This window comes from Nonomuraea fuscirosea, assembly GCF_035917475.1.
GTDB lineage: Bacteria > Actinomycetota > Actinomycetes > Streptosporangiales > Streptosporangiaceae > Nonomuraea > Nonomuraea fuscirosea.
Genome location: NZ_CP109074.1, coordinates 733,715 through 753,293, shown reverse-complemented (window position 1 = coordinate 753,293; position 19,579 = coordinate 733,715). Strand labels below are relative to the sequence as shown.

General features: G+C 69.0%; 10 protein-coding genes. 4 read left to right on the top strand and 6 right to left on the bottom strand.

Annotated elements, in window-relative coordinates; genetic code table 11:
* Positions 1-96 precede the first annotated feature (96 nt).
* The 5 genes from OIE67_RS03450 to OIE67_RS03430 are packed head-to-tail and all read right to left on the bottom strand — an operon-like array spanning position 97 to position 8,294.
* The gene (locus OIE67_RS03450; RefSeq protein ID WP_326636560.1) at positions 97-3,498 is read right to left on the bottom strand and encodes an alginate lyase family protein; all 3,402 of its coding nucleotides are present in this window, start codon (positions 3,496-3,498) and stop codon (positions 97-99) included.
* Positions 3,495-5,120 (bottom strand): extracellular solute-binding protein, encoded by a 1,626-nt coding sequence (locus OIE67_RS03445; protein WP_326636558.1) that lies wholly within the window; start codon positions 5,118-5,120, stop codon positions 3,495-3,497. The genes OIE67_RS03450 and OIE67_RS03445 overlap by 4 nt, the downstream gene beginning before the upstream one ends.
* Before the next feature lie 33 nt (positions 5,121-5,153).
* Positions 5,154-6,116, bottom strand: a complete 963-nt coding sequence (locus OIE67_RS03440; RefSeq protein ID WP_326636556.1) for a carbohydrate ABC transporter permease — start codon at positions 6,114-6,116, stop codon at positions 5,154-5,156.
* Positions 6,113-7,024: an ABC transporter permease gene (locus OIE67_RS03435; RefSeq protein WP_326636554.1), complete on the bottom strand. Its 912-nt coding sequence runs from the start codon at positions 7,022-7,024 to the stop codon at positions 6,113-6,115. The genes OIE67_RS03440 and OIE67_RS03435 overlap by 4 nt, the downstream gene beginning before the upstream one ends.
* The gene (locus OIE67_RS03430) at positions 7,017-8,294 is read right to left on the bottom strand and encodes a polysaccharide pyruvyl transferase family protein (RefSeq protein WP_326636552.1); all 1,278 of its coding nucleotides are present in this window, start codon (positions 8,292-8,294) and stop codon (positions 7,017-7,019) included. The genes OIE67_RS03435 and OIE67_RS03430 overlap by 8 nt, the downstream gene beginning before the upstream one ends.
* A 79-nt stretch (positions 8,295-8,373) precedes the next feature.
* On the opposite strand from OIE67_RS03430, the gene OIE67_RS03425 reads away from it, so the two are divergent.
* The 4 genes from OIE67_RS03425 (at position 8,374) to OIE67_RS03410 (ending at position 13,276) form a co-directional block, all read left to right on the top strand.
* On the top strand, positions 8,374-9,378 hold the full coding sequence (locus tag OIE67_RS03425) for a LacI family DNA-binding transcriptional regulator (RefSeq protein ID WP_326636551.1): 1,005 nt from the start codon (positions 8,374-8,376) through the stop codon (positions 9,376-9,378).
* Positions 9,379-10,462: 1,084 nt separating this feature from the next.
* Positions 10,463-10,804: a hypothetical protein gene (locus OIE67_RS03420; RefSeq protein ID WP_326636549.1), complete on the top strand. Its 342-nt coding sequence runs from the start codon at positions 10,463-10,465 to the stop codon at positions 10,802-10,804.
* A 283-nt stretch (positions 10,805-11,087) separates the two neighbouring features.
* Positions 11,088-11,480 (top strand): effector-associated constant component EACC1, encoded by a 393-nt coding sequence (locus tag OIE67_RS03415; protein ID WP_326636547.1) that lies wholly within the window; start codon positions 11,088-11,090, stop codon positions 11,478-11,480.
* On the top strand, positions 11,477-13,276 hold the full coding sequence (locus OIE67_RS03410) for a caspase, EACC1-associated type (protein WP_326636545.1): 1,800 nt from the start codon (positions 11,477-11,479) through the stop codon (positions 13,274-13,276). The genes OIE67_RS03415 and OIE67_RS03410 overlap by 4 nt, the downstream gene beginning before the upstream one ends.
* A 77-nt stretch (positions 13,277-13,353) precedes the next feature.
* Here OIE67_RS03410 and OIE67_RS03405 read toward each other — a convergent pair whose 3' ends face one another.
* The gene (locus OIE67_RS03405; protein WP_326636543.1) at positions 13,354-19,575 is read right to left on the bottom strand and encodes a S8 family serine peptidase; all 6,222 of its coding nucleotides are present in this window, start codon (positions 19,573-19,575) and stop codon (positions 13,354-13,356) included.
* Positions 19,576-19,579 lie beyond the last annotated feature (4 nt).

Sequence of the window (19,579 nt, the reverse complement as noted above, 5' to 3'; positions counted from 1 at the left end):
TGGAGCGGTGGGGCCCATCGTCGCGGGCTCCTGGCCGCTGAGCTGCTTGGACGACACCTCAGTTGCCGGGAGCCCGGGTCAGCTCGGCCGCGGGCGCTACCTCCCCCCGCAGGACCGAGCGACGGTGACGTTCTCGAACGAGCTCTCCGTGGATGCGTAAAGCCCGACGCCGCCGCTGCGTACAACGGTGTCGCGGCCCTTCAGGATCTCGGCGCCGTTCAACGTCACGGTGATGCGGTCGCCGTGGATCGCCGCGCCCAGTCGCACGGGACCGGTCAACGGGTTACTGAGGGTTGCCTTGGCCACGGTGACGGGGCCCGACGCGTGAGCCTCGCGGATGATGCTCGCGTACCGGTCTCCGTCGCTCGTCTTGCCGACGTGGATCCGGTACCCGTACGCGTCCGTGGTGTCTCGCAGCGAGATTCCCGCGTTGCCGGCGGCGGATCCGTCGATCGTGAGCGTGGTCTCCACGGCGTAGTCGCACGCCTCGGAGAAGCGCTCCGGCAGTGTCGAGTCGGCCAGGACGTGCGCCCGGCCACCGGAGGGCGTGAGGCGCAGCTTGCCCGAGGCGACGGACACCGACCCGGCTATTCCTCGCCAATGGGCCTGGTCGAGCCCTTCCCTGATCACGATGTCGTCGAAGGTCGCGGCCCGCCGATGGGTGAAGGCGGCGGCGCCACCCGTCGGCAACTGTCCGTCGTCCGCGGAGATCGACGTATCGCCGACCTTGGCGCTCAGATGCCTGCCGATCGCGGATACGACCAGCTTGTGCGGGACGTTGGCACTGATCGGCAGTTCGGTCTCCGCGAGGATCTCCGTCTTCGAGTCGTAGATCTTCACCAGCTTCAGCGTCGCTCCCGTCGTGGAGTTGAGCACTTCGGCCCGGTAGTAGTTGCGGGAATTGTGGTAGCGGAACGCGAGACCGGTACGGGACGTCGTCTGGCCGCGTAGCCCGGGAACGATGTCCGCGGCCATGACCACGTCATCGGGTACGTCCTGCAGCGCCGCGAACGACATCATGTCCGCGGTCGAGCTCTGTGCCAGTTGTCCGCCGGTCACCGCCCAGGTCCCCTGGACCGGCGTCCAGCCGCCGAGGGATCCGTTGAAGTCATGGACGGTGCGGTCCAGGCCGGCGTCGTCGAACTCCTCGTCGAGCACGGGTGCCGGGGTGAAGTGTTCCTGGAGTGACACGGTGATCAGGTTGCCCGTGCGGGTGAACGCGGTCGGGGTGCCGTTCACGGTCACCGCGGTCGCGTTCGGCGCGTGGACGGAGAGCGTGCCGGTGAACGGGTCCCCCATCGAGATCCGCGCGGTCGTGCCGCTCAGTTCCACACTGACGTCGGACACCGGTGCGGACGCGCTGATGAGCGTCTTGTTCGCGTCGGTCAGCGACGATCCTCTGGTCAGCGCGTACCTGGTGAACCCGCCGCCCGAAGCACGCTCGAGGTACGCGGTCTCGGCGTCGGTCGTGGCGGCCGCGAACGCCCTCGACGAGGGATTCGCCTCGCGCGAAAGGTAGAAGCGTCCGGTCGCGCCCGGCTGGGCGATCTCCATCGCCGTCGCCACGGAGTGACTCACCCCGGGCATGGCGATGCGCTTCGCGCTCACCGAGGGCGCCGCGCCGGCCGGGCCGGGAACCACGACCGTGTCCAGTCCCGTCGGCCCGGTGGCGGACCAGTCGTACGACAGGTAGTCGACGTCGGTGAGGACCCGCTCGCCGACGCGTACGGCGCCGTTCTTGTTGACCCTGGGAGTCACCGCGGCACCGGTCGTCGCCACCGGGATGAGCCGCACGCCGGCGCCGGGTGCGGCTCCCGGCACGGTGTCGAACCCGACCGTGGCGACCTTCGTCCTCGGATTGACGGTCACCGGATCACCGGGGAAGTGCCAGAGCTGCCGGTAGTCGTGTGCGGCGGTGTCACCGGTGAGGGCGTCGGAGACCACCCAGAAGCCGGGCTTGACGAAGTAGACCGCGCGATCGTGCGCGACCGGCCGGTAGCCCATCGCCGCACCGCGGTAGACGTCGAGGCCCGCGTTCGAGCGCCACAGCGACGTCGTGCGGGGAACGTTCTTGGCCTGCGGCTCTCCGTCGACCTCGATGGTGTTGTGCGCCTCGGTCTCACGGCGCATCCAGTTGTTCGTGTCGGTCGCGCTGTAGTCCCCCACCCCGGAGTCCACGATCAGCGGCCGCCCGTACGCCGCCATCACCAGGCTGAGATCGTCCGGATGCCGATGCGAGGCGGTGTAACTGGAAAGCTGGTTGTTGATCAGCATGTACCGGGCATCGGCGTCCCACCCGGAACGCTGCACCGCGAAGCTGATCGGAAACACCGTGGACGGCAGCGTCGGGGCGGTCCCCTGCGTCCGGCCGGAGGCGACCCAGGTGAAATCGGGCCAGGAGTTGCGTACCCCGCTCCGGCGGATGGCCGACGTACCCGCGTAGTTGTTCGGCGTGTCGCCGATCGCCGCGGGTTCGAGATTCGGCTGACGGGTCGCGAACAGCGAGTCCGCGATCCAGTCCGCCCCCTGGACGAGCGCGTCAGGAACGGTCCGCCCGTTGGCCTCTGCGACCGCTATGACGGAGTTGAGCATGTCCGCCACGTATGCCTGATAGTTGAACGCCGGCTCGCGGTACACGCCGTCGCCCTTCAGCCAGGTGCGCAGGAACCGCTCGGCCGAGCGCACCGCGAACCACTCCCAGCCGGGCGATGCCGAGAACTCGGGCAGGAACACGGCTGCCGCGTGCACGGAGCGGGCCATCGACATGTACCAGTTGTTGCCCACGTGTGTCTGCAGCACGCCGACGAGGTAGTCCGTCGTGGCGTGCACGCCGGACAGATACTCCACGAGATCGCCCGGGTCGATGCCGGGATCGGCCCTGAACACGGAGAACCCGCTGACCAGCTGGGCGAGCCGCTTGGCCGCCGACAGGTTGCGGCCCTGCGGCCAGCTCTGGTTGTCGGCGAAGAAGTCCAGCGAGATGTCCATCCACGCCTTCGCGTACGCCGCACGCTTCGCCGGATCGCTCTCGGACACGTAGGCGTACGTCAGCTTGGGCATGAACGTGAAGTCGCTCATCAACGTCTGCGCGCCGCCCGGCGCGGTCTGCGTCCCACCCCAGAGGTCCTGCCAGTCGACGTCGATCCGCTGCTCGGCGCTGTCGTAGAAGGTACGGGTCTCGGCGCCGAACCGGAAGATCCCGGCCGCGAGCTCGTCGGGGCCCGAGTCGCCACCGCCCAGGCCCTCGGCCGGAGCCGGGTAGTGGACGTCGGCGCGGCCCGCGTAATAGACCTTGAGCTCGCTCGCGGCGCCCGCTTCGTCACCGGCGGCCAGCTCGGCCGCCACTGCACTGAGCCCGGGGCGCGTCAGGTCGAGCAACCTGCCGAGATCCGACATGTCGGCGAAGGCGGCACTGCCCGATGACAGAGGCGACAGGAACGCCGCCACCAGAGCCAGCACGACCGCCGCACGTAACCTGCTCCGTCTCGCTGAGTTCACGCCTGCTCCTCGTACTCGGCCTTGATCTTGTCGCCCACCCGATCCATGAACTTCTCGATGGCCGGCTGCCACGCCGAGACGGGCTTGTTCCCCAGCTGGATCTCCAGCAGCACCGCGTCCAGTTCCTGCTGCTCGCTGGCGGCCCTGCTGGCGGCGGTCTCCGAGTAACGCCCGAGGGTCGGGTCCGCGACGGCGAGCGGGACGCCGGCCACCTGGTGGTCGTGCTGGTCCTGTACGGCCTGGCGGTTGCCCGGCTCGTAGATGACGGGCGATGCCTCGGCGAGGTACCGCACCGGCAGGAACACCTGGCTGCGCCCGGCCTCGGTGAGGGCCGGGTCGGAGCCGTCGCGGGTGAACGTCCGGCCCTCGACGCCGTACCGGAGGGCCAGGTACTCGCTGCTGCCGAAGGGTGCGCACAACCAGTCGAGGACCTTGAGGATCTGCTTGATCCGGTCGGCGTCGTCGGTCCTGGCCAGGGCGGTGAAGCTGGACAGCGTCGGGCCGGGCGTGCGTACCCGCGTCCCCTTGCCGTCGCGGGTGGGCGAGAGCATGCCGGTCAGGCGGAAGCCGGGCACGTCTTTCGCCTGGCCGTAGAACTTGCCCCACCCGGCGTACCCGCCGATGGTGAACGAGGTCGTGCCGGCCAGCATCCACGCGTTGCGCTTCGTGTTGGGCGCGCCCGCGTGGTCGGGATGCACCACCCCCGACTTCACCAGCTCGACGGTGTCCGCGAGGGCCTGCGTGAACTGCGGTGTCGTCCCTGAGTGGGTGAAGACGCCGCCTTCGGCCTGCCAGGCGCCGGCGCCGCCGGGCCAGTTGCCGGTGATCCCGTTCATCTCGAGGATCGTGGTGAACGGGATCTGCCCGAACGCCCACCGACCGGCTCGCTCGTCGGTCAGCGCGTCCGCCATCTCCTTGAACTCGGCCCATGATTCGGGCTGGAGGCTGAGTCCTGCCTTCTCCAGCAGGTCGGCCCGGGTGTACAGCACGGTGCCGATCCGGGCCCGCGGCACGGGGACGCCCCAGATCCGCTGGTCGTAGACGGTGCTGCGCCAGGCGTCGGTGGGCAGGGCGGCGAGGTTCGGGTAGGCGAGGACCGCGTCCCCTGACAGGTACTCGGTGAGGTCGGTGAACGCCGCCTTCAGCATGGCCGGCATCTGCTGGACGACGCCCTGGATCGCCACCATGTCGGGCAGATCGCCGCCGGCGATGGTCGTGGCGACCTTGCTCTTGTAGTCGGTCGAGGCGACGTACGTGAGCTTCAGCTCGGTGCCGAGCTGGCTGTTGAGGTTCTGCCAGTAGGGGTTCGAGCCGAGCGCGGGGGCGATCGGGTCGTAGGTGTACGTCAGCGCCGTGACGGCCTCGCCCCGCACCGGTTGCGATGCGGCGCTGGAGGAGGCCGGGTAGCTGAAGTATCCCGGCGACACCCCGGCCGGCTCGGCGGCCAGGTCGGGCGTGGCCGCGGTGACGGGCTTGTAGGTGGGCAGCTTGACCGGCCCGGTCGAGCTGTTCGAGCTGTTCGGCGAACTCGGGCTGCCGTCGCCGCAGGCCCCGAGCAGCGGGGCCAGCCCCGTTGCCGCACCGAGTGCCAGGACGCGGCGGCGGCTGAAGGTGGGTGCCATGACGTTCCCTTTCCACATGGCGTGGACGATCGGTCAGCCCTTGACGGCGCCGACCATGAGTCCCTTGGCGAAGTGCTTCTGTATGAAGGGGTAGATGAACAAAATGGGGAGGACGGAGATGACGAGAATCGCCATCTGGACGGAGATCTGCGGTGGCAGGTTCTCCAGGTTCGAGCTGAGCTGGTCGGCCCCGATCGGGGTGTTGTTGACGACGTAGGTGCGCAGGACCAGTTGCAGCGGCCACTTCTCCGACGACTGGAGGTACAACATCGCGGAGAAGAAGGCGTTCCAGTACGCCACCGCGTAGAACAGCCCGATCACGGCGACGACCGCCTTCGACAGCGGCAGGACGATCCGCAGCAGGATGCGCAGCTCCCCGGCACCGTCGATGTAGGCGCTCTCCCGCAGCTCGCCGGGGATTCCCTGGAAGAACGCGCGCATGACGATGACGTTGAACGCGTTGACCAGCACCGGCAGGATCAGTGCCAGATAGCCGTCCAGCAGGCCGAGCTGTTTGACCGTCAGGTACATCGGGATGATGCCCGGGTTGAACAGCAGGGTGAACACCGTCATCAGCAGGATCGGCTTCTGCAGCAACGTGCCCGGCCGCGACAGCGCGTACGCCAGAGCGATCGTGCTGACGAGGCTGAGTGCCGTGCCGACCGCGGTGATGCCGGCGCTCACCAGCAGCGCACGGGTGACGATGCCGCCGGACAGGACGGCCCGGTAGGAGTCCAGCGTCGGTTCTTTCGTCCACAGCACGAAGCCGCCCGCGCTGTTGATCTCCTCCGGGGAGGCGATGCTGGTCATGAGCACCGCCCAGAACGGCACCAGAACCGCCAGGCAGCCCAGGCCGAGCACGAGTCCGCGCGCGCCGACCCCCAGCTTGCTCGGCTCGCCCATCCAGACCGGCCGCCCGCTGCGGCTCGGGCGCGGCCTTGTCCGCGCGGCGTGGCGTGCCACGGACACCGCGGCCGGCGCAGGTCGGCTCGTCATTTGGCGTACACCCCCTGCTCGCCCAGAGCGTGGGCCAACCGGTTGGCGCCGAGTACGAGCGCGACACCGACCATGCCTTTGATCAGCCCCACCGCGGCCGCGGCGCCCCAGTCGCCGCCGACGATCCCGTGGTTGTAGACGTAGGTGTCGAGCACTTCACTGGCACCGGCGCCGACCTGCGCCTGCTGCAGGATGATCTGCTCGAACCCGACGGACAGCGAGTCCCCGAGCCGCAGAATCAGCAGCAGCACGATCACCGGGCGGATGGCGGGCAGGGTCACGTGCCACAGGCGGCGAGCCGCCGAGGCGCCGTCCACCACCGCGGCCTCCATCTGCGCCGGATCCACTCGGGACAGTGCGGCCAGGAAGATGATCGTCGACCAGCCGGTGTCCTTCCAGATCACCTGTGAAGTGATCATGAGTTTGAACAGCTCGGGTACGCCGACGACGGAGAACGTGGACAGGTCGGCCGAGCGCAGCCAGGCGTTGAGCATCCCGCCGTTGCCGAACATCTGCTGGAACAGGGCGACCACGATGACCCAGGACAGGAAGTGCGGCATGTAGAGGATCGACTGGGTGAGGCGTTTGAGCCGTTCGCTGACGGTCGCGTTCAGGATCAGCGCGAGGCAGATCGGCAGCGGGAAGACGAAGACCACCTGGATCAGCGTGATGATCAGCGTGTTGACGAGCGCGTTGAGGAACACCGGGTCGCCGGTGAGCACCGGCTCGAAGTTGTCCAGCCCGACGTACGGGCTGTGCCAGATGCCGAGGAACGGCTGAAAGTCCTGGAACGCGATGACGTTCCCGCCGAGCGGCAGATAGTGGAACAGCAGCAGCGCCGTGACCCCGGGAAGCGCCAGCAGTAGCAGGACCCGGTCGCGCCGCCAGCGGTCGCGCAGGCTACGCATCGCCGGTCCCCGCCGATATGGGCCGACCCGCTACGCAGGCTTCCACCGCCGCCCGCAGCCGGTCGTCGGCGTTGGCCGCGATCCTCCTGCTGCGGGCGACCGCGGGCGCCGGGTCGGTGGCGATGTCGGTGACCGCAGCGACGACCGCCGCCGCGGCACGATGGTCGAGCTCGATCACCAGGTCGGGGCCGCCGAGGTCGGCGAACATCTGGGACTTCGTGGTCTCGCTCGGCTGCCGGAGGTAAACGGTCGGGATCGCATGTCGTGCGGCCATGATCGGCGAATGACACTCCATGCTGACCACCAGCGACGAGACGGCGTAGACCCCGGTCGCCTCCTCCAGCGGCCAGTACCGGTCCAGGATCCGGACCTGACCGAGCGTCCGCGGGCTGAGCAGGCCGGGAAGCTGCTCGTGGGCGAGCTCGACGGCGTAGCTCATCTCGGGCACCACGAGGGCCGGCCGGCCGCTGACGCGTACCCAGGTCTCGATCGCCGCCGCAAGCACCGACAGGTCCTGCGTCACGGTGGCCCGGTTGACCGCGTCGCGCCGCATCTGCTCGCGGGTCGGTTCGGTGCCGTAGATCTTCGCGTAGGGGGCGTAACGCAGCCGCGGAACGAAGCAGGCGAACCGGCCGGGCTCCAGGCCGAGATCCTCCAGCAGGCGAGCGGCGGCGACGTCGTCGGTGTGGTCGAACGCGAACGTGCCGTCCGGCCCGAAGGCGAGGTCGGGCCCGGTGATCTTCTGGCCGCGCAGGGTCGCCAGGGTCAGCCTCTCGCGGCAGTACACGAAGTCGGCGCCGTCGAAACGCTCCTTGACGTCGTCCGCGAGATAGGACGGTGGCAGCAGCTCGACCATCTGCGCCAGCTCCGGCAGCGTCGCCATGGTCGGCGGGCACAGCGGATCCACGGTGATCCCGAAGTACCCGTACGGGCGGCCCACGTGCTCGCGCCACCAGTCGATCTCGGTGCTCTGGAAGGCGTCGGCGCCCGATCCGTGCATCAGGACGTCCGCGCCGTCGAGGGCGGCGGCCAGCTCCGGGGTGCTCGGCCCGTCCCCGCCGAGGGTGCCGTCGACGACGCGTACGTCGGGAAACGCGTGCCGCAGCATGGACCGTTCGCGCTCCTCCAGCCGCACCGGCCAGAGGACGACCTCGACCTCGGGGGCGAACCGCTGAAACGCCCGCACCACCCCAGGGGAGTGAGCCACGTCGCCGATGTTCACCGTCGCCCAGGAAGACCGCAGCAGGACGGTGCGACGTGTCGATGTCATAGATACTCCTTGCTGACGTAACGTTAATTCAACATAGGGATGGTGAGACGTTACGTCAAGAAGCGAGTAGGCTTCCACCATGGCAACGCAACGTGACGTCGCACGGGCGGCTGGGGTGTCACTCGCCGTGGTGTCGGCGGTGGTCAACGGCACGAGCCACACCCGGATGAAGGAATCCACCCGCACCCGGGTCCTCCAGGCGATGCGGGAACTGGGCTACCAGCCGAACCAGACGGCGCGCTCGCTGCGGCTCAACCAGACCGACATGATCGCGATGATCCTCAACAAGATCGACAACCCGGTCTACGGCCCGCTGCGGCACGGGGTCTACGAGGCGGCGGCCGAGCACGGCGCGACGGTCCTGCTGGGCGATGCCGAGACGATGCGCTCCGGCAGCCGGTTCCTGACCCGGCTGCTCAGCCAGGGCACGGTCGACGGCATCCTGATCCGCGGCGAAGGGTTGCTGGACGACGACGTGATGGCCGAGCTCCGCTCCCACCCCAAGCCGATCCTCATCCTGGAACACGCACTGGACCATCCCTGGATCGACGTGGACGATCACCGCGCGGGCGAGATCGCGACCCGGTTCCTGGCCAACCTCGGCCACCGCCACATCGTCTTCGTCGGGGGCACGGGATACCTGTCCCAGCAGCGCTACCTCGGCTACCGGCAGGCGATGGAAGCCGCCGGCCTTGAACCGGCCCCGCACCTGGCCACCGGGTTCGGCGAGCAGGCCGGCGCCGACGGGCTCCGGCAGGCCATGCAGGCGCCGACCGCGCCGACCGCCATCGTCGTCAACAACATCATGAGCGCGGTCGGGGTCCTCGCCGCCGCCCGCGACCTCGGCATCGCCATCCCCGACCAGCTGTCGGTGGTCGGCATCCACGACGTCGACCTGATGCGGCACCTGCGCCCGGCCGTCACCGCGGTCCGGATGCCCATGTATCAACTCGGCCGGGCCGGCGTCGAGGCGCTCTACGACCTGATCGCGGGACGGCCGAGCGCCGGCGGCGTCATCACCGACCCCCAACCCGAACTGGTGATCCGCGACTCGGCGACCGCTCCGCCCCGGCTCCGCGACTAGCGTTCGCATGATCGCGACCCGCCCTTCACCGCCGCCTTCGACGCGGTCCGCACAGGTGAAGAACCGCGGGTCGTCACCACGCGGCCTGCCTCCGGCCGCCCTCAGTGTCCGTGCCCGTGCCCGACGAGGGCCGCCGCGGGCACCCGCGGGGAGCATCAGCGCGGCGAACGTTCGGCGTACGCGCGCCCTGCAGGCTTCGAACCTGCGACCGCCGGATCAGAAGCAAGATCCCTGAGTATCGCGGAGTGTCATTTGACGGTAGTCGCTCCCACCTCCGAATGCGTGAGCGTTTCTACCGGGTGGAAGAAGCATTGCCGACACCAAGGGTCACCGCCGTATGGGGCCAGGTGAGATCGCAGTGAGTAGCAGATTGATTACAAGTCGCCGGAAGCGCCTACTCTGCGGAGGCGCAGGATCACCATAAAGGGGTGGCAGCGCGGAGAGCGAAGCGGACGGTTATGTGGGTCGCCCTGGTGGCCGGGGCTGGGTTCGTGGTGCTGGGCGGGGTGTTCTTGCAGATGGGCCTCGAACAAGCCGATCAGCTAGCCAGCGTGCTCGGCGCCTTCACCGGCCTGGCCGGACTGGGGTTGTCGGGGTACAGCGTGCTCCTGTCCTCCCGTAATGGCCAACCGGCTTCGGCTGGCCCGCCGACGGACGGCGAGAGGACGGGCCACGGGCCAACCGCAGGCGCGAAGGACGCCATGGGTGCGCCGGGAGTACACCAGATCGCCGAAACGGCAGGTACAGGCTCCCCACGCGATCCAGCGGAACCCGGCACGCCAGTGGGATGGAGTCGGCGTCTCTTCCTGTTGTCTGCGGCCGCGACGGCGGCCCTCGCCGCCGTTACCCTCCTCCTGGTCCGGCCTTGGCAGGGCGAGCGTTCTCAGCCTTCGAGCAACGCGGCCGGCCACAACACCAGCTCCGTCCAGCCGCCAGCGAGCACGCCGGCCCCCAGGCTTCGATTACCAGCCCCGCATCCACCACACCAGAGACGAGCGAAACTCCATCGCCAACAGATTCCCCGGCCGGCGAGACGAGCGCCGCAGCCTCGGGAACCGTCCTGCACCAAGGTCGGGTTTCGCTGATGGACCAGGACTATCTCGATGTGGAAAGTGGGAAGATTGGCGAGATCATCCCCGACAGCAGTGACCTGTGGTACGTCAGCCCGTACCGTGCGTTGTGGACTTCCGGCGGCGGTGCTCAGCCGATCACCCCCGTCTCAGGCAAGCCCACCGCCAAGTCCTGCGAGGCAGATCTGAAGAAACGAACCTACGACCAGATCGCCATGGCCGACATGAAAGCGGGCGGCTGGGCCTGCGCCCTCACCGTAGAAGGCAACATCGTCGGTATCCAGATACGCTCAATACCACCCATAGGTGATGAAAAGGCACCATTGCCCCTCTTCTACACCGTCTGGCAGCGATAGGGTTTATCGGAACGTTAGGGCGGCCTTTTCGACGACACCACGGTCGCACGTGTGGTGCGGAAATCGTGTCACCGCCTCTGAGTGACCGGCTGTCGGTCTACGCCCGTACGGTCCGCCCACTCTCCCAGGGGCCGTCTTGGGAGAGTGAGTCACGTTCGGTCCAAGGATCTTCTCGATCGTGGGATCTCGCAGGTGATGACCATTCTTGTGTGGCCTAGCGTGGATAACAGAGGCGAACACCAGGCTCGCTCGCCGGAGCACCGCCAGCGAGAGGAGGAGACCGATGGGAGCCCAGCTGAACCTCTACCTCTCCGAGGAAGACTCCGACTCCGAACGGCTGGACAAGCTCACCAGGTTCCTGCGTGGACAGCTGCTTGAGCTGGACGTGGAGGATGTGACGCCGGTCAGGACGGGGCCCCCGCCGCCCGGAGCCAGGGCGGTGGACGTCGCCATGATCGGCGAGCTCGTGGTCAGCCTGGGACAGTCGGCCGCCGCGCTCCAGGCCGTCCTCGGCACCGTCTTCCAGTGGATGGGCCGCAGGGGCGAGGCCAAGCGGATGGTGCGGATCGAGCTGGACGGGGACGTACTGGAGCTCTCCCAGGCGTCGAGCGACGAACAGGTCAGGCTGCTCAAGCTATTCGCCGACCGGCACGCCCCGGCGGGAGACGGGCGGTGAGCGGCGGGCGGAAGGCGCTGATCATCGCCAACGACGTGTACGAGAACCCTTCGCTGGGGCGGCTGCGATCGCCGGTCCAGGACGCCAGGGCACTGGCCAGGGCGCTCGGCGATCCGGGCATCGGCGGGTTCGAGGTGCGTGTGGTGCACAACGAGCCCGCGTACCAGATGGCCGGCCACATCGAGGACTTCTTCCTGGACGCCGTACCGGGGGACCTGCTGGTGCTGCACCTGTCCTGCCACGGGGTGAAGAGCGAGTCAGGGGAGCTGTTCTTCGCCGCCCGCAACACTCGCCCCGACCGTCTCGGCTCCACCGCCGTTCCGGCCGACTTCGTCCAGCGCTGCATGCGCGGTAGCCGGTCCAGGAGCATCGTGCTGTTCCTGGACTGCTGCTACGGCGGAGCCTTCACCGAAGGGGCCGTGGTGCGCGCGTCCGGCGACGTCAACGTGCTGGACAGCTTCGCCGGGCAGAGTTCGGGGCATGGCGGGCGCGGGCAGGCCGTCATCACCGCGTCCACCTCGATGGAGTACGCCTTCGAAGGTGACCAGCTGTCCGAAGAGTCCGGGCCGCGGCCGTCGATCTTCACCAACGCCCTGGTGGAGGGCCTGGTCACCGGGGACGCCGACAGCGACGAGGACGGCCAGGTCTCGCTGGACGAGCTGTACGACTACGTCTTCGACCGGGTCCGCGACCAGAACCCGAACCAGACCCCGAGCCGGAGCTTCGACCTGCAGGGCGAGCTGTACCTGGCGCGGAGCGGGCGACGCCGGATCCAGCCGCTGCCCGTGCCGCCGGACCTCCGGGCGGCCATGACCGATCCGAGCATCTTCGCCCGGCGCGGCGCGATCACCGAGCTTCGGCATCGGCTCACCAGTGACAATCTTCCGGCCGCCGCCGGTGCCCGGGACGCGCTGCAGGAGATGGCGCACAACGACATCGACTACATCGCCACGGCGGCCCAGGAGGCCCTGCGCGAAGCGCTCGTTCAGCCGGCCGAGCACCGGGTGGACTTCGGACAGGTGCCCCAACACTCCACGCCCAGCCATACCGTGCCCGTCCTCGGCCCACCTCTGGCCCGCGCCTGCTCGTTCCAGGTAAGCAACTGCGGCATCCACGTCGAACAGGACGCCACGGGGCTCCACATATCCCCGGACACCTCCCACCAAGGCTCCGTCCAAGGTGACATCCTCCTGAAAGACCCCATCCAGGAGACGGCGATCCACGTCGAAGCCATCGTCACCGCGCCCCAACCTGCCGACGTGACCACGGGTCCGCGGAACGGGCGGACGTCACCCCCGGATGCCGAGCGGCCGAGCTGGGAGAAGACGGCCTCCAGGCAGCCGCCCCATGCCCGCGCGCAGGCGCCGCCCCCGGAGCTGGTGATGCGATCCCGGGGGAGCCCGCCGACCCACGGCAAGGCGTTCTGGGCGCTGGGGCTCGCGAGCGCCTCGCTGCTGTCGCTGACCTGGGCCGCATGGCGGATCGGCGACTTCGCCGCAGTGGGCGTATCGAGCTACATCGACACCGTGAAGGCCGCGGGTGGCAGCTCTGAGATCATCCAATCTGTCATCGGGCAGGCGCTGTGGGACATCCTCACAATCCTTGTCTTGACGGCAGTCGGCATCGTGCTGTCCATAAAGGCCCGCCGACTGGCCGGCCAGTCGAACCAGGCGATATCAGCTTCCCCGGGCCGTTACGGCGGCCGAGGCGTCAACCAGGCTGCGCTGATCCTCTCCTGGGTCGCGATCGCCTGCGCCATGCTGGTGCTTCTGGTACGCATCTCAAACGGCATGTGAGGCGTTGCCGTACTCGGCAGGCGTGGCCAGAGCCTCCACGGCGACCTTTCCGAGGAGGCTCTGACCACTTGGCTATCTCATAGGCGCGGGTCCTGCTGGACCTTCAGGGCGTTGAGGATCGGGTCGCGCTCCCCGATCTCGCGGAGAAACTCGACCTTCAGATCGCCACCGCCGTGCTCGACGGTGACCGTGTTCACGTCCGCGGTCAGCGCACCCACCTTCTTCTGCACGTCGTGGTCGTGGAGCGCTACCTTGCCGTCGACCAGGACATCGAAGGCACGCTTGCCGACCTTGACCTTCTCGATCTCCGCGAAGTCGAGGCCGATCCGGTACATCCCGGCGGGCGCGTTCTTGAACACGTAGGCGAACGTCTCACCGGTCCGCTGGGTGCGGAACAGGTCGTCGTCCTCCGTGCCGCCGATGCCGGCCTTGGTGGTACGCGCCGTGCCGCCGACGTAGCCCCACGGCCGCGAGCCGAGTTTCTGGTCGGGCGACCAGACGAAGCCGTCGGCACCGACGTGCCCGGACCCGCCCGCGTCGACGCCCTGCCAGTAGGCCGAGGTCGCCAGGCTGACCGGTCGGAGCTGGGCTTCGCCCTTGCCGGCGTTCGACGCCACGAGCACGTCCCCGACGAGCACGCCGGGCGCGACCGCGGCGTTGTCGGCCGTTGCCGTGACCGTGGTGGACTCGCCGGCCGCGAGCTTGACCGGGCCGGCCGCGGCCGGGCCCGTGAGGGTCAGCCACGGAAGGTCGGCGGCCTCGTGCCCGCCGTCACTGGTGCGTTTCTGCTCGCTGAGCCGCACCTCGAGCGGGGCGGAACCGGCGTTGGTCACGATCACCTCGGCGGTCGCCTTCTGGTTCGGGCCGAGGAGCCAGTCGAGGTCACCTCCCGTGACGGTGGCGACGCCCGTGGCCAACGCCGTGTCGACCACCTCGGCCTGATCCTTCTTGGCGATGGTCACGGGGTGCCTGGCCGTGACGTAGTTCGGCGCCCAGACCTGCACGGTGTTCTCACCGACCAGTGCCTGAGCCTTCCACCGGCCCTTCTCGTCGGCGGTGATGACCCGCTCACCGTTCGGCCCGGTGAGCGTGACGATCGCGCCCGCGATCGGCTTGCGGTCGTTCGCGTCGGTGACCGTGCCCTCGATCGTGCCCGCGGCCGGGAGGGTGTACTCCAGCCCCAGACCGGCCTTCAGGATGGGCTGGTTGAAGGAGTACTGGCTCGCGGGGTTGCCCTTTAGGCTCTCCACGCCGACCGTCGCCGACGACCCGCGGGTGAGCGGGTTGTCGCCGCCGATGCCGTCGCCGTACCCGATCTGGATGCGGCCGTCCGCGATCAGGGTCACCGAGAAGCTCACCCGGGCCGTCTTGTCGCTGTGGAAGGCGGCGTTGCGCCACTCGATGACCTCAGCGGCCAGGCCGTCCACCTCGGTGGTGCCGAAGTAGATGCCCGCCTCGTTGTCGATCTCCAGGTCGTCCCAGAACGGGAAGGTCGCGTCGAACTTGTACGGCGTCGGCAGCGCCGTGTTGTTCCCCAGAGAGCTGGCCCGGTCGAAGACCAGCGCGCCGTTCGTCGTCACGCACACGCCGTCCCAGGCCGTGTCGTAGAACGGGAACAGGAAGCTGGAGTCGAACCACAGCACGCCGCAGGAGTCATCGCCGTGCCACCCGGAGTCCTGCGTACCCTGGCGGTAGAGCCCGTCGCTCACCTTCATCGCGTACGAACGACCGGCCGGGGACACGGGCACGGGGCCCGGCTCCGGCTCCTCGGGCTGGGGCTCCTCCTCCTTGTCTCCGCGCGGATCGAGCGTCACACGCAGCGCCGCGATGCTCGGAGCCCGCAGGCCCTTGCTGCCCCTCAGCTCCACGGTCAGCGGACCGCCGTCGTGCTGCACCACTGCGGTGTGCCAGTCGGCGGTGTTCGGGCCGGCGGCTTTCACGGGGTCGTAGGCGTACTGCGTCAGCTCGTCGTCGATGAGGACGTCGAACACCCGCTTGCCCCGCTTGACCTGCTCGATCTCGGCGAAGCCGAGGTCGACGGCGTAGGTGCCCTTCGGCGCGTCGGGGAACGTGTAGACCAGGTCCTCGCCCGGCGCGGTGCGCTGAGCCTGGAACAGGGCGTCGTCCTCGGTGCCCGCGATCGGGGCCCTCGTGGAGATCGTCTTGCCCTTCCCGGCGTAGCCCCACGCCTTGCCACGGGCGGCCTGGTCGCCGGACCAGGTGTAGCCGGAGGCGTCGGTGAACGAGCGGCCACCGGCGTTGACGCCGACCTGGTACTTCGTGGTCGTGAGCGTCACCGGGACGTAGGTCTTGGGCTGCCGTCCGGAGTCGGACCGCACGATGATGTTCGCGCCGAGAGTGCCCGGGTCGGCGTCCTTCGAGGAGATCGAAACCTTGACCGTCGTCGACTCGCCCGGGGCGAGGGTGCCGCCGGTCGAGGAGAGCGACAGCCAGGGCAGGTCGGTGATCAGGTCGTCCTCGACGTCGACCAGCACGACGTCGTCGGCGATCTGGTCCGCCGCCCACAGCGCCCCGGTCGAGTCGGTCTCGAGGCCGCCACCCTGGCCTACCTTCTGGCCGGGGAACCACCACGCGTTGACGAGCGAGCAGTCGTCGGGGTCGACCTGCAGCAGGCGGGTGGGCCTGTCCGAGGTGAGGTCGGTGTACCAGATGGTGTCGGAGGCCTGGTTGTAGGCCAGGCCCATCACCTCGGGCAGCGGCGGGGCGCAGAAGGACAGCAGCGCACCCGCGTTGTCGTGCGACGTCCCGGCGACGGTTCCGATCAGGCCGTTCGCCCGGCCGCCGACGTAGAACACGTCCTCGGCGGGGTTGTAGGCGAGTCCGGTCAGCTGCAGCGTGGACCAGTCACCCTTGATCTGCCGGGTCTCCTTCCCGGTCTCCCGGTCGAAGCAGTGGATGTAACTGGCCGGGCTGTCTTCCATCTGGCACATGTCACCGGTCTTGGTGTCGAGCGCCATGTCGAACGCCCGGTACTTGGGGTTCCACGAGGCGTCGAAGACCTTGCCGGTCGGCTTGCCCGTCACGGTGTAGGCGGTGTTGGTCCGCGCGTTGTAGTCGTGCACCCACACGTCGCCGTCGTACCCGATGCCGGAGGGTTCCTTCTCCGCGATCGTGCCAGGGATCTCGATGCGGGTGATGACGTCGCCGCCGGAGGTCTTGCCGACCTTGTCGGCCGCCTTCGCTTCCGCGGCGCTCGCCTTCGCGGCCTTGCCGTCGACGTCCGACGGCTTCATGCCGCTCGCTTCGGCCTTCCACGCCTTGAGGTCGATCGTGCTGTCCGCACCCGTCCCGGTGCGCGTGGTGGCGCCGGCGGTGTCGAGCTCGTGGTGGCGCCCGGCCTCGCCCAGGTCGTACGTGAGCGGTGCGGAACCGGTGTTGGTCAGCGTCAGCGAGCCCACACCGTTCTGGCCGGTTCCCATCACGGCGTCGAGGCCGCTCGGCTTCAGGCCGGCGACGCCCGTGGTGAGGCGCGCGTCGATCGTCGCCTTCGCGAAGAGCTTGTCGAGGGTGAAGTCGTACGACCCCGTCACGTAGTTCGGCGCCTCGACGGTCATCGTGTAGCCGGCGACCGGCAGCTGGCGGTGCACGACGCCCGTCCCGTTGGTCGTGACGCTCTCGACGAGGCCGTTCTTGTCGGTGAACGAGACCTTGGCCCCGGACACCGGCAGCCCGTCGTTCTTGTCGACGACGGTCGCGTCGAGGTAGCCCCAGTCCGGAAGATCGTAGGTGACGATCATTCCGTCGTGGAGCACCGGGACGTTCTCGGAGAACCGGATGCCGTCCACACCGGCCCAGCCCTGGATGCCGGTGATGGCGCGGGCGCCGCCGGTCACCTCGTCGTCCGTGCCGATGCCGTCGCCGTACCCGTAGATCACCTTGCCCGAGCGGGTGAGCGTGGCCGAGAAGCTGACCGGCTCCGTGTACTCGGACCGGATCGGGTAGGCCCAGATCTTGGCGTCGCGGAACTCGATGACGAACGCGTCCTCGCCGTCGACCTTGGTGGCCGCCGTGAAGACTCCCCCGCCGGAGGCGAACTGGACGGGGGACGAGACGGTGAACGGGAAGAGGCCCGCGCCGCCGAAACCGGGTCCGGTGGAGTTGTTCGGGGAGATCACGCCGCGCAGGCTGATCGCGAGGCTGTCGTGGCTGCCGTTGTAGAGCGCGATCGGGAACGGCAGGTTCACCGTCGCCCACACGCCGCTCCCGTACGTGACCGGGTCGGTGCCGCGCAGGTACTCACCCTCGGAGACGGAGCAGCTGTAGCCGCCCTTGTCGACGACGAGCCCGACCGGGATCTCCAGCGGCTGGTTCTCGGCGCCGACGGTCAGCGGGACGGACGCCGGCGAGAAGCAGGCGTTGGGCGTGACGGCGAGCCCGTACTGGCCCTCCGGCACACCGGCGATCGTGAACGCGCCGCCGGCGTCCGTGCGCACGGCGTCCAGCGGCGTGTCCTTGACGGAGACGTCGGCGTTCGGGACGGGCTGTTTCTTGTCGTCGACGACCCTGCCGCTGATGTCGTGGCGCGCGGCGGCGGTGAGCGCGATCTGGACCGAGGCGTCCTGGCCGAGGGCGATCGTGGCGCTCGCGGTCGCGGTCAGGTACCCGAAGGGCTTGGTGCTGAGCTGGTAGTCGCCGACTGGGAGGCTCACCGTGAACCGGCCGTCCTTGTCGGTCCCGACGGAGCGGCTGAACGGTCCGCTGATCGTCACGTCGGCGCCGGAGACCGGGGCGCCGTCGGCGGTGACGACACCGGTGAGGGTACCGCCCTCCCGGGGAGCGAGCTTGAGCAGGCGGACGAGGTCGAGCCGGCCTTCGCCGTACTTGTTGTTGAAGCCGGCGGTGCCGCCGCACTCGGTGTCGTCGACGTCGGCGGCCGACTCGCCCAGCAGGCGGCGCGTCTCCTCGACCTGCCCGATCAGGGTCGGGTCGTAGCTCCACAGGGCGGCGACGGCGCCGGCGACGTGGGGAGCCGCCATAGAGGTGCCGGACATCGCGATGTAACTGTCGTTCGGGTAGGAGGAGGTGACGGCGACGCCCGGAGCGGAGATCTCGGGCTTGATCCGGCCGCCTTCACCCTCGCCCTTGCGGGAGAACAACGCGAGCGTGCCGTCCGACGCGTAGGCACCGACCGAGTAGGCACTCTCGGCGGAGCCGGGCGAGGAGACGGTGTCGCACGCCGCGTACGGCGAGGAGTTGCCCGACGACCAGGTGCTGAAGATGCCCGCGGCGCTCCAGGCCTCGTCGATGGCCCGGAAGAAGTCGTCGAAGTTGTGCTCGAGGGTCTGGCCCCACGAGTTGTTGATGACGTGGGGGCGCTTGGACGGGTCGGGGTTGTTCCCGTTGACGTCGGTCGGGGCGAGCAACCACCAGCCGGACTTGAGCAACGACTCGACGCCGGTGCTCTCGCAGCAGCCGTTCGTCGCGATCCACTGCGCGTCCGGGGCGACGCCGACGTGGTTGGTGCCGTCGTCGCCGACCATGGTGCCCATGGTGTGCGTGCCGTGTCCGTCGTCGTCGCACGGCGTTCCGGTGCACGTGCCCCGGGTGGCCATCCAGTTGTAGTTGTGGTCGACGGTGCCGTCGGGCTTCCTGCCGCGGTACTGCCGCGTCAGTGCGGGGTGGTCGAACTGAACGCCCGAGTCGAGGTTGGACACGGTGATGCCCGAACCGGTGGCCCCCATGGCCCAGGCCTCGGGGGCGTGAATGGCGTCCAGACCCCACGAGACGGTGCCGTCCTCGGCGGCTTCCTTGGAGGCGTCCTTGGAGGCGTCCTTGGAGGCGTCCTTGGGGGCGGCGGGGCGGGTGGCCTGGTCGTCCGGCGTCTTCTCGTCGATGGGCTCGACCAGCGCGACCTGCGGCGACGCCTGGATCTCGGCGACCTGCCCGATCGAGGCGACGTCGAGCGCGAGCTTCTGCGTGCCACCCTTGACGAGCACGGCGTTGACGAGCGGGTAGGAGGTGTACTTCACGCCCGCCGCGTCGAGTTCGGCGGAGACGGACGCCGCGGAGGCCTTGGCCGCGGCGTTCAGCGCGTCGTAGACGAACTGACCGCGAGCGGTCCAGTCGGCGAGCTTCTTCGCCGGCGCGAGGTCGGCCTTGGTGTCGAACGTGATCCAGAAGTCGGAGACCGTCTCCGTGCGGAAACGGCCCTTCAGGTCCGACGCGATCTTGTCAACGGGTGCACCGGGATCCGGCTCAGCGGCCGACGCCGGTGGCGGCGAGATCATGCACAGGCCGACCGCTAAGGCCAGCGAAGTGACGAGGGCTTGCAGTCTCACGTGG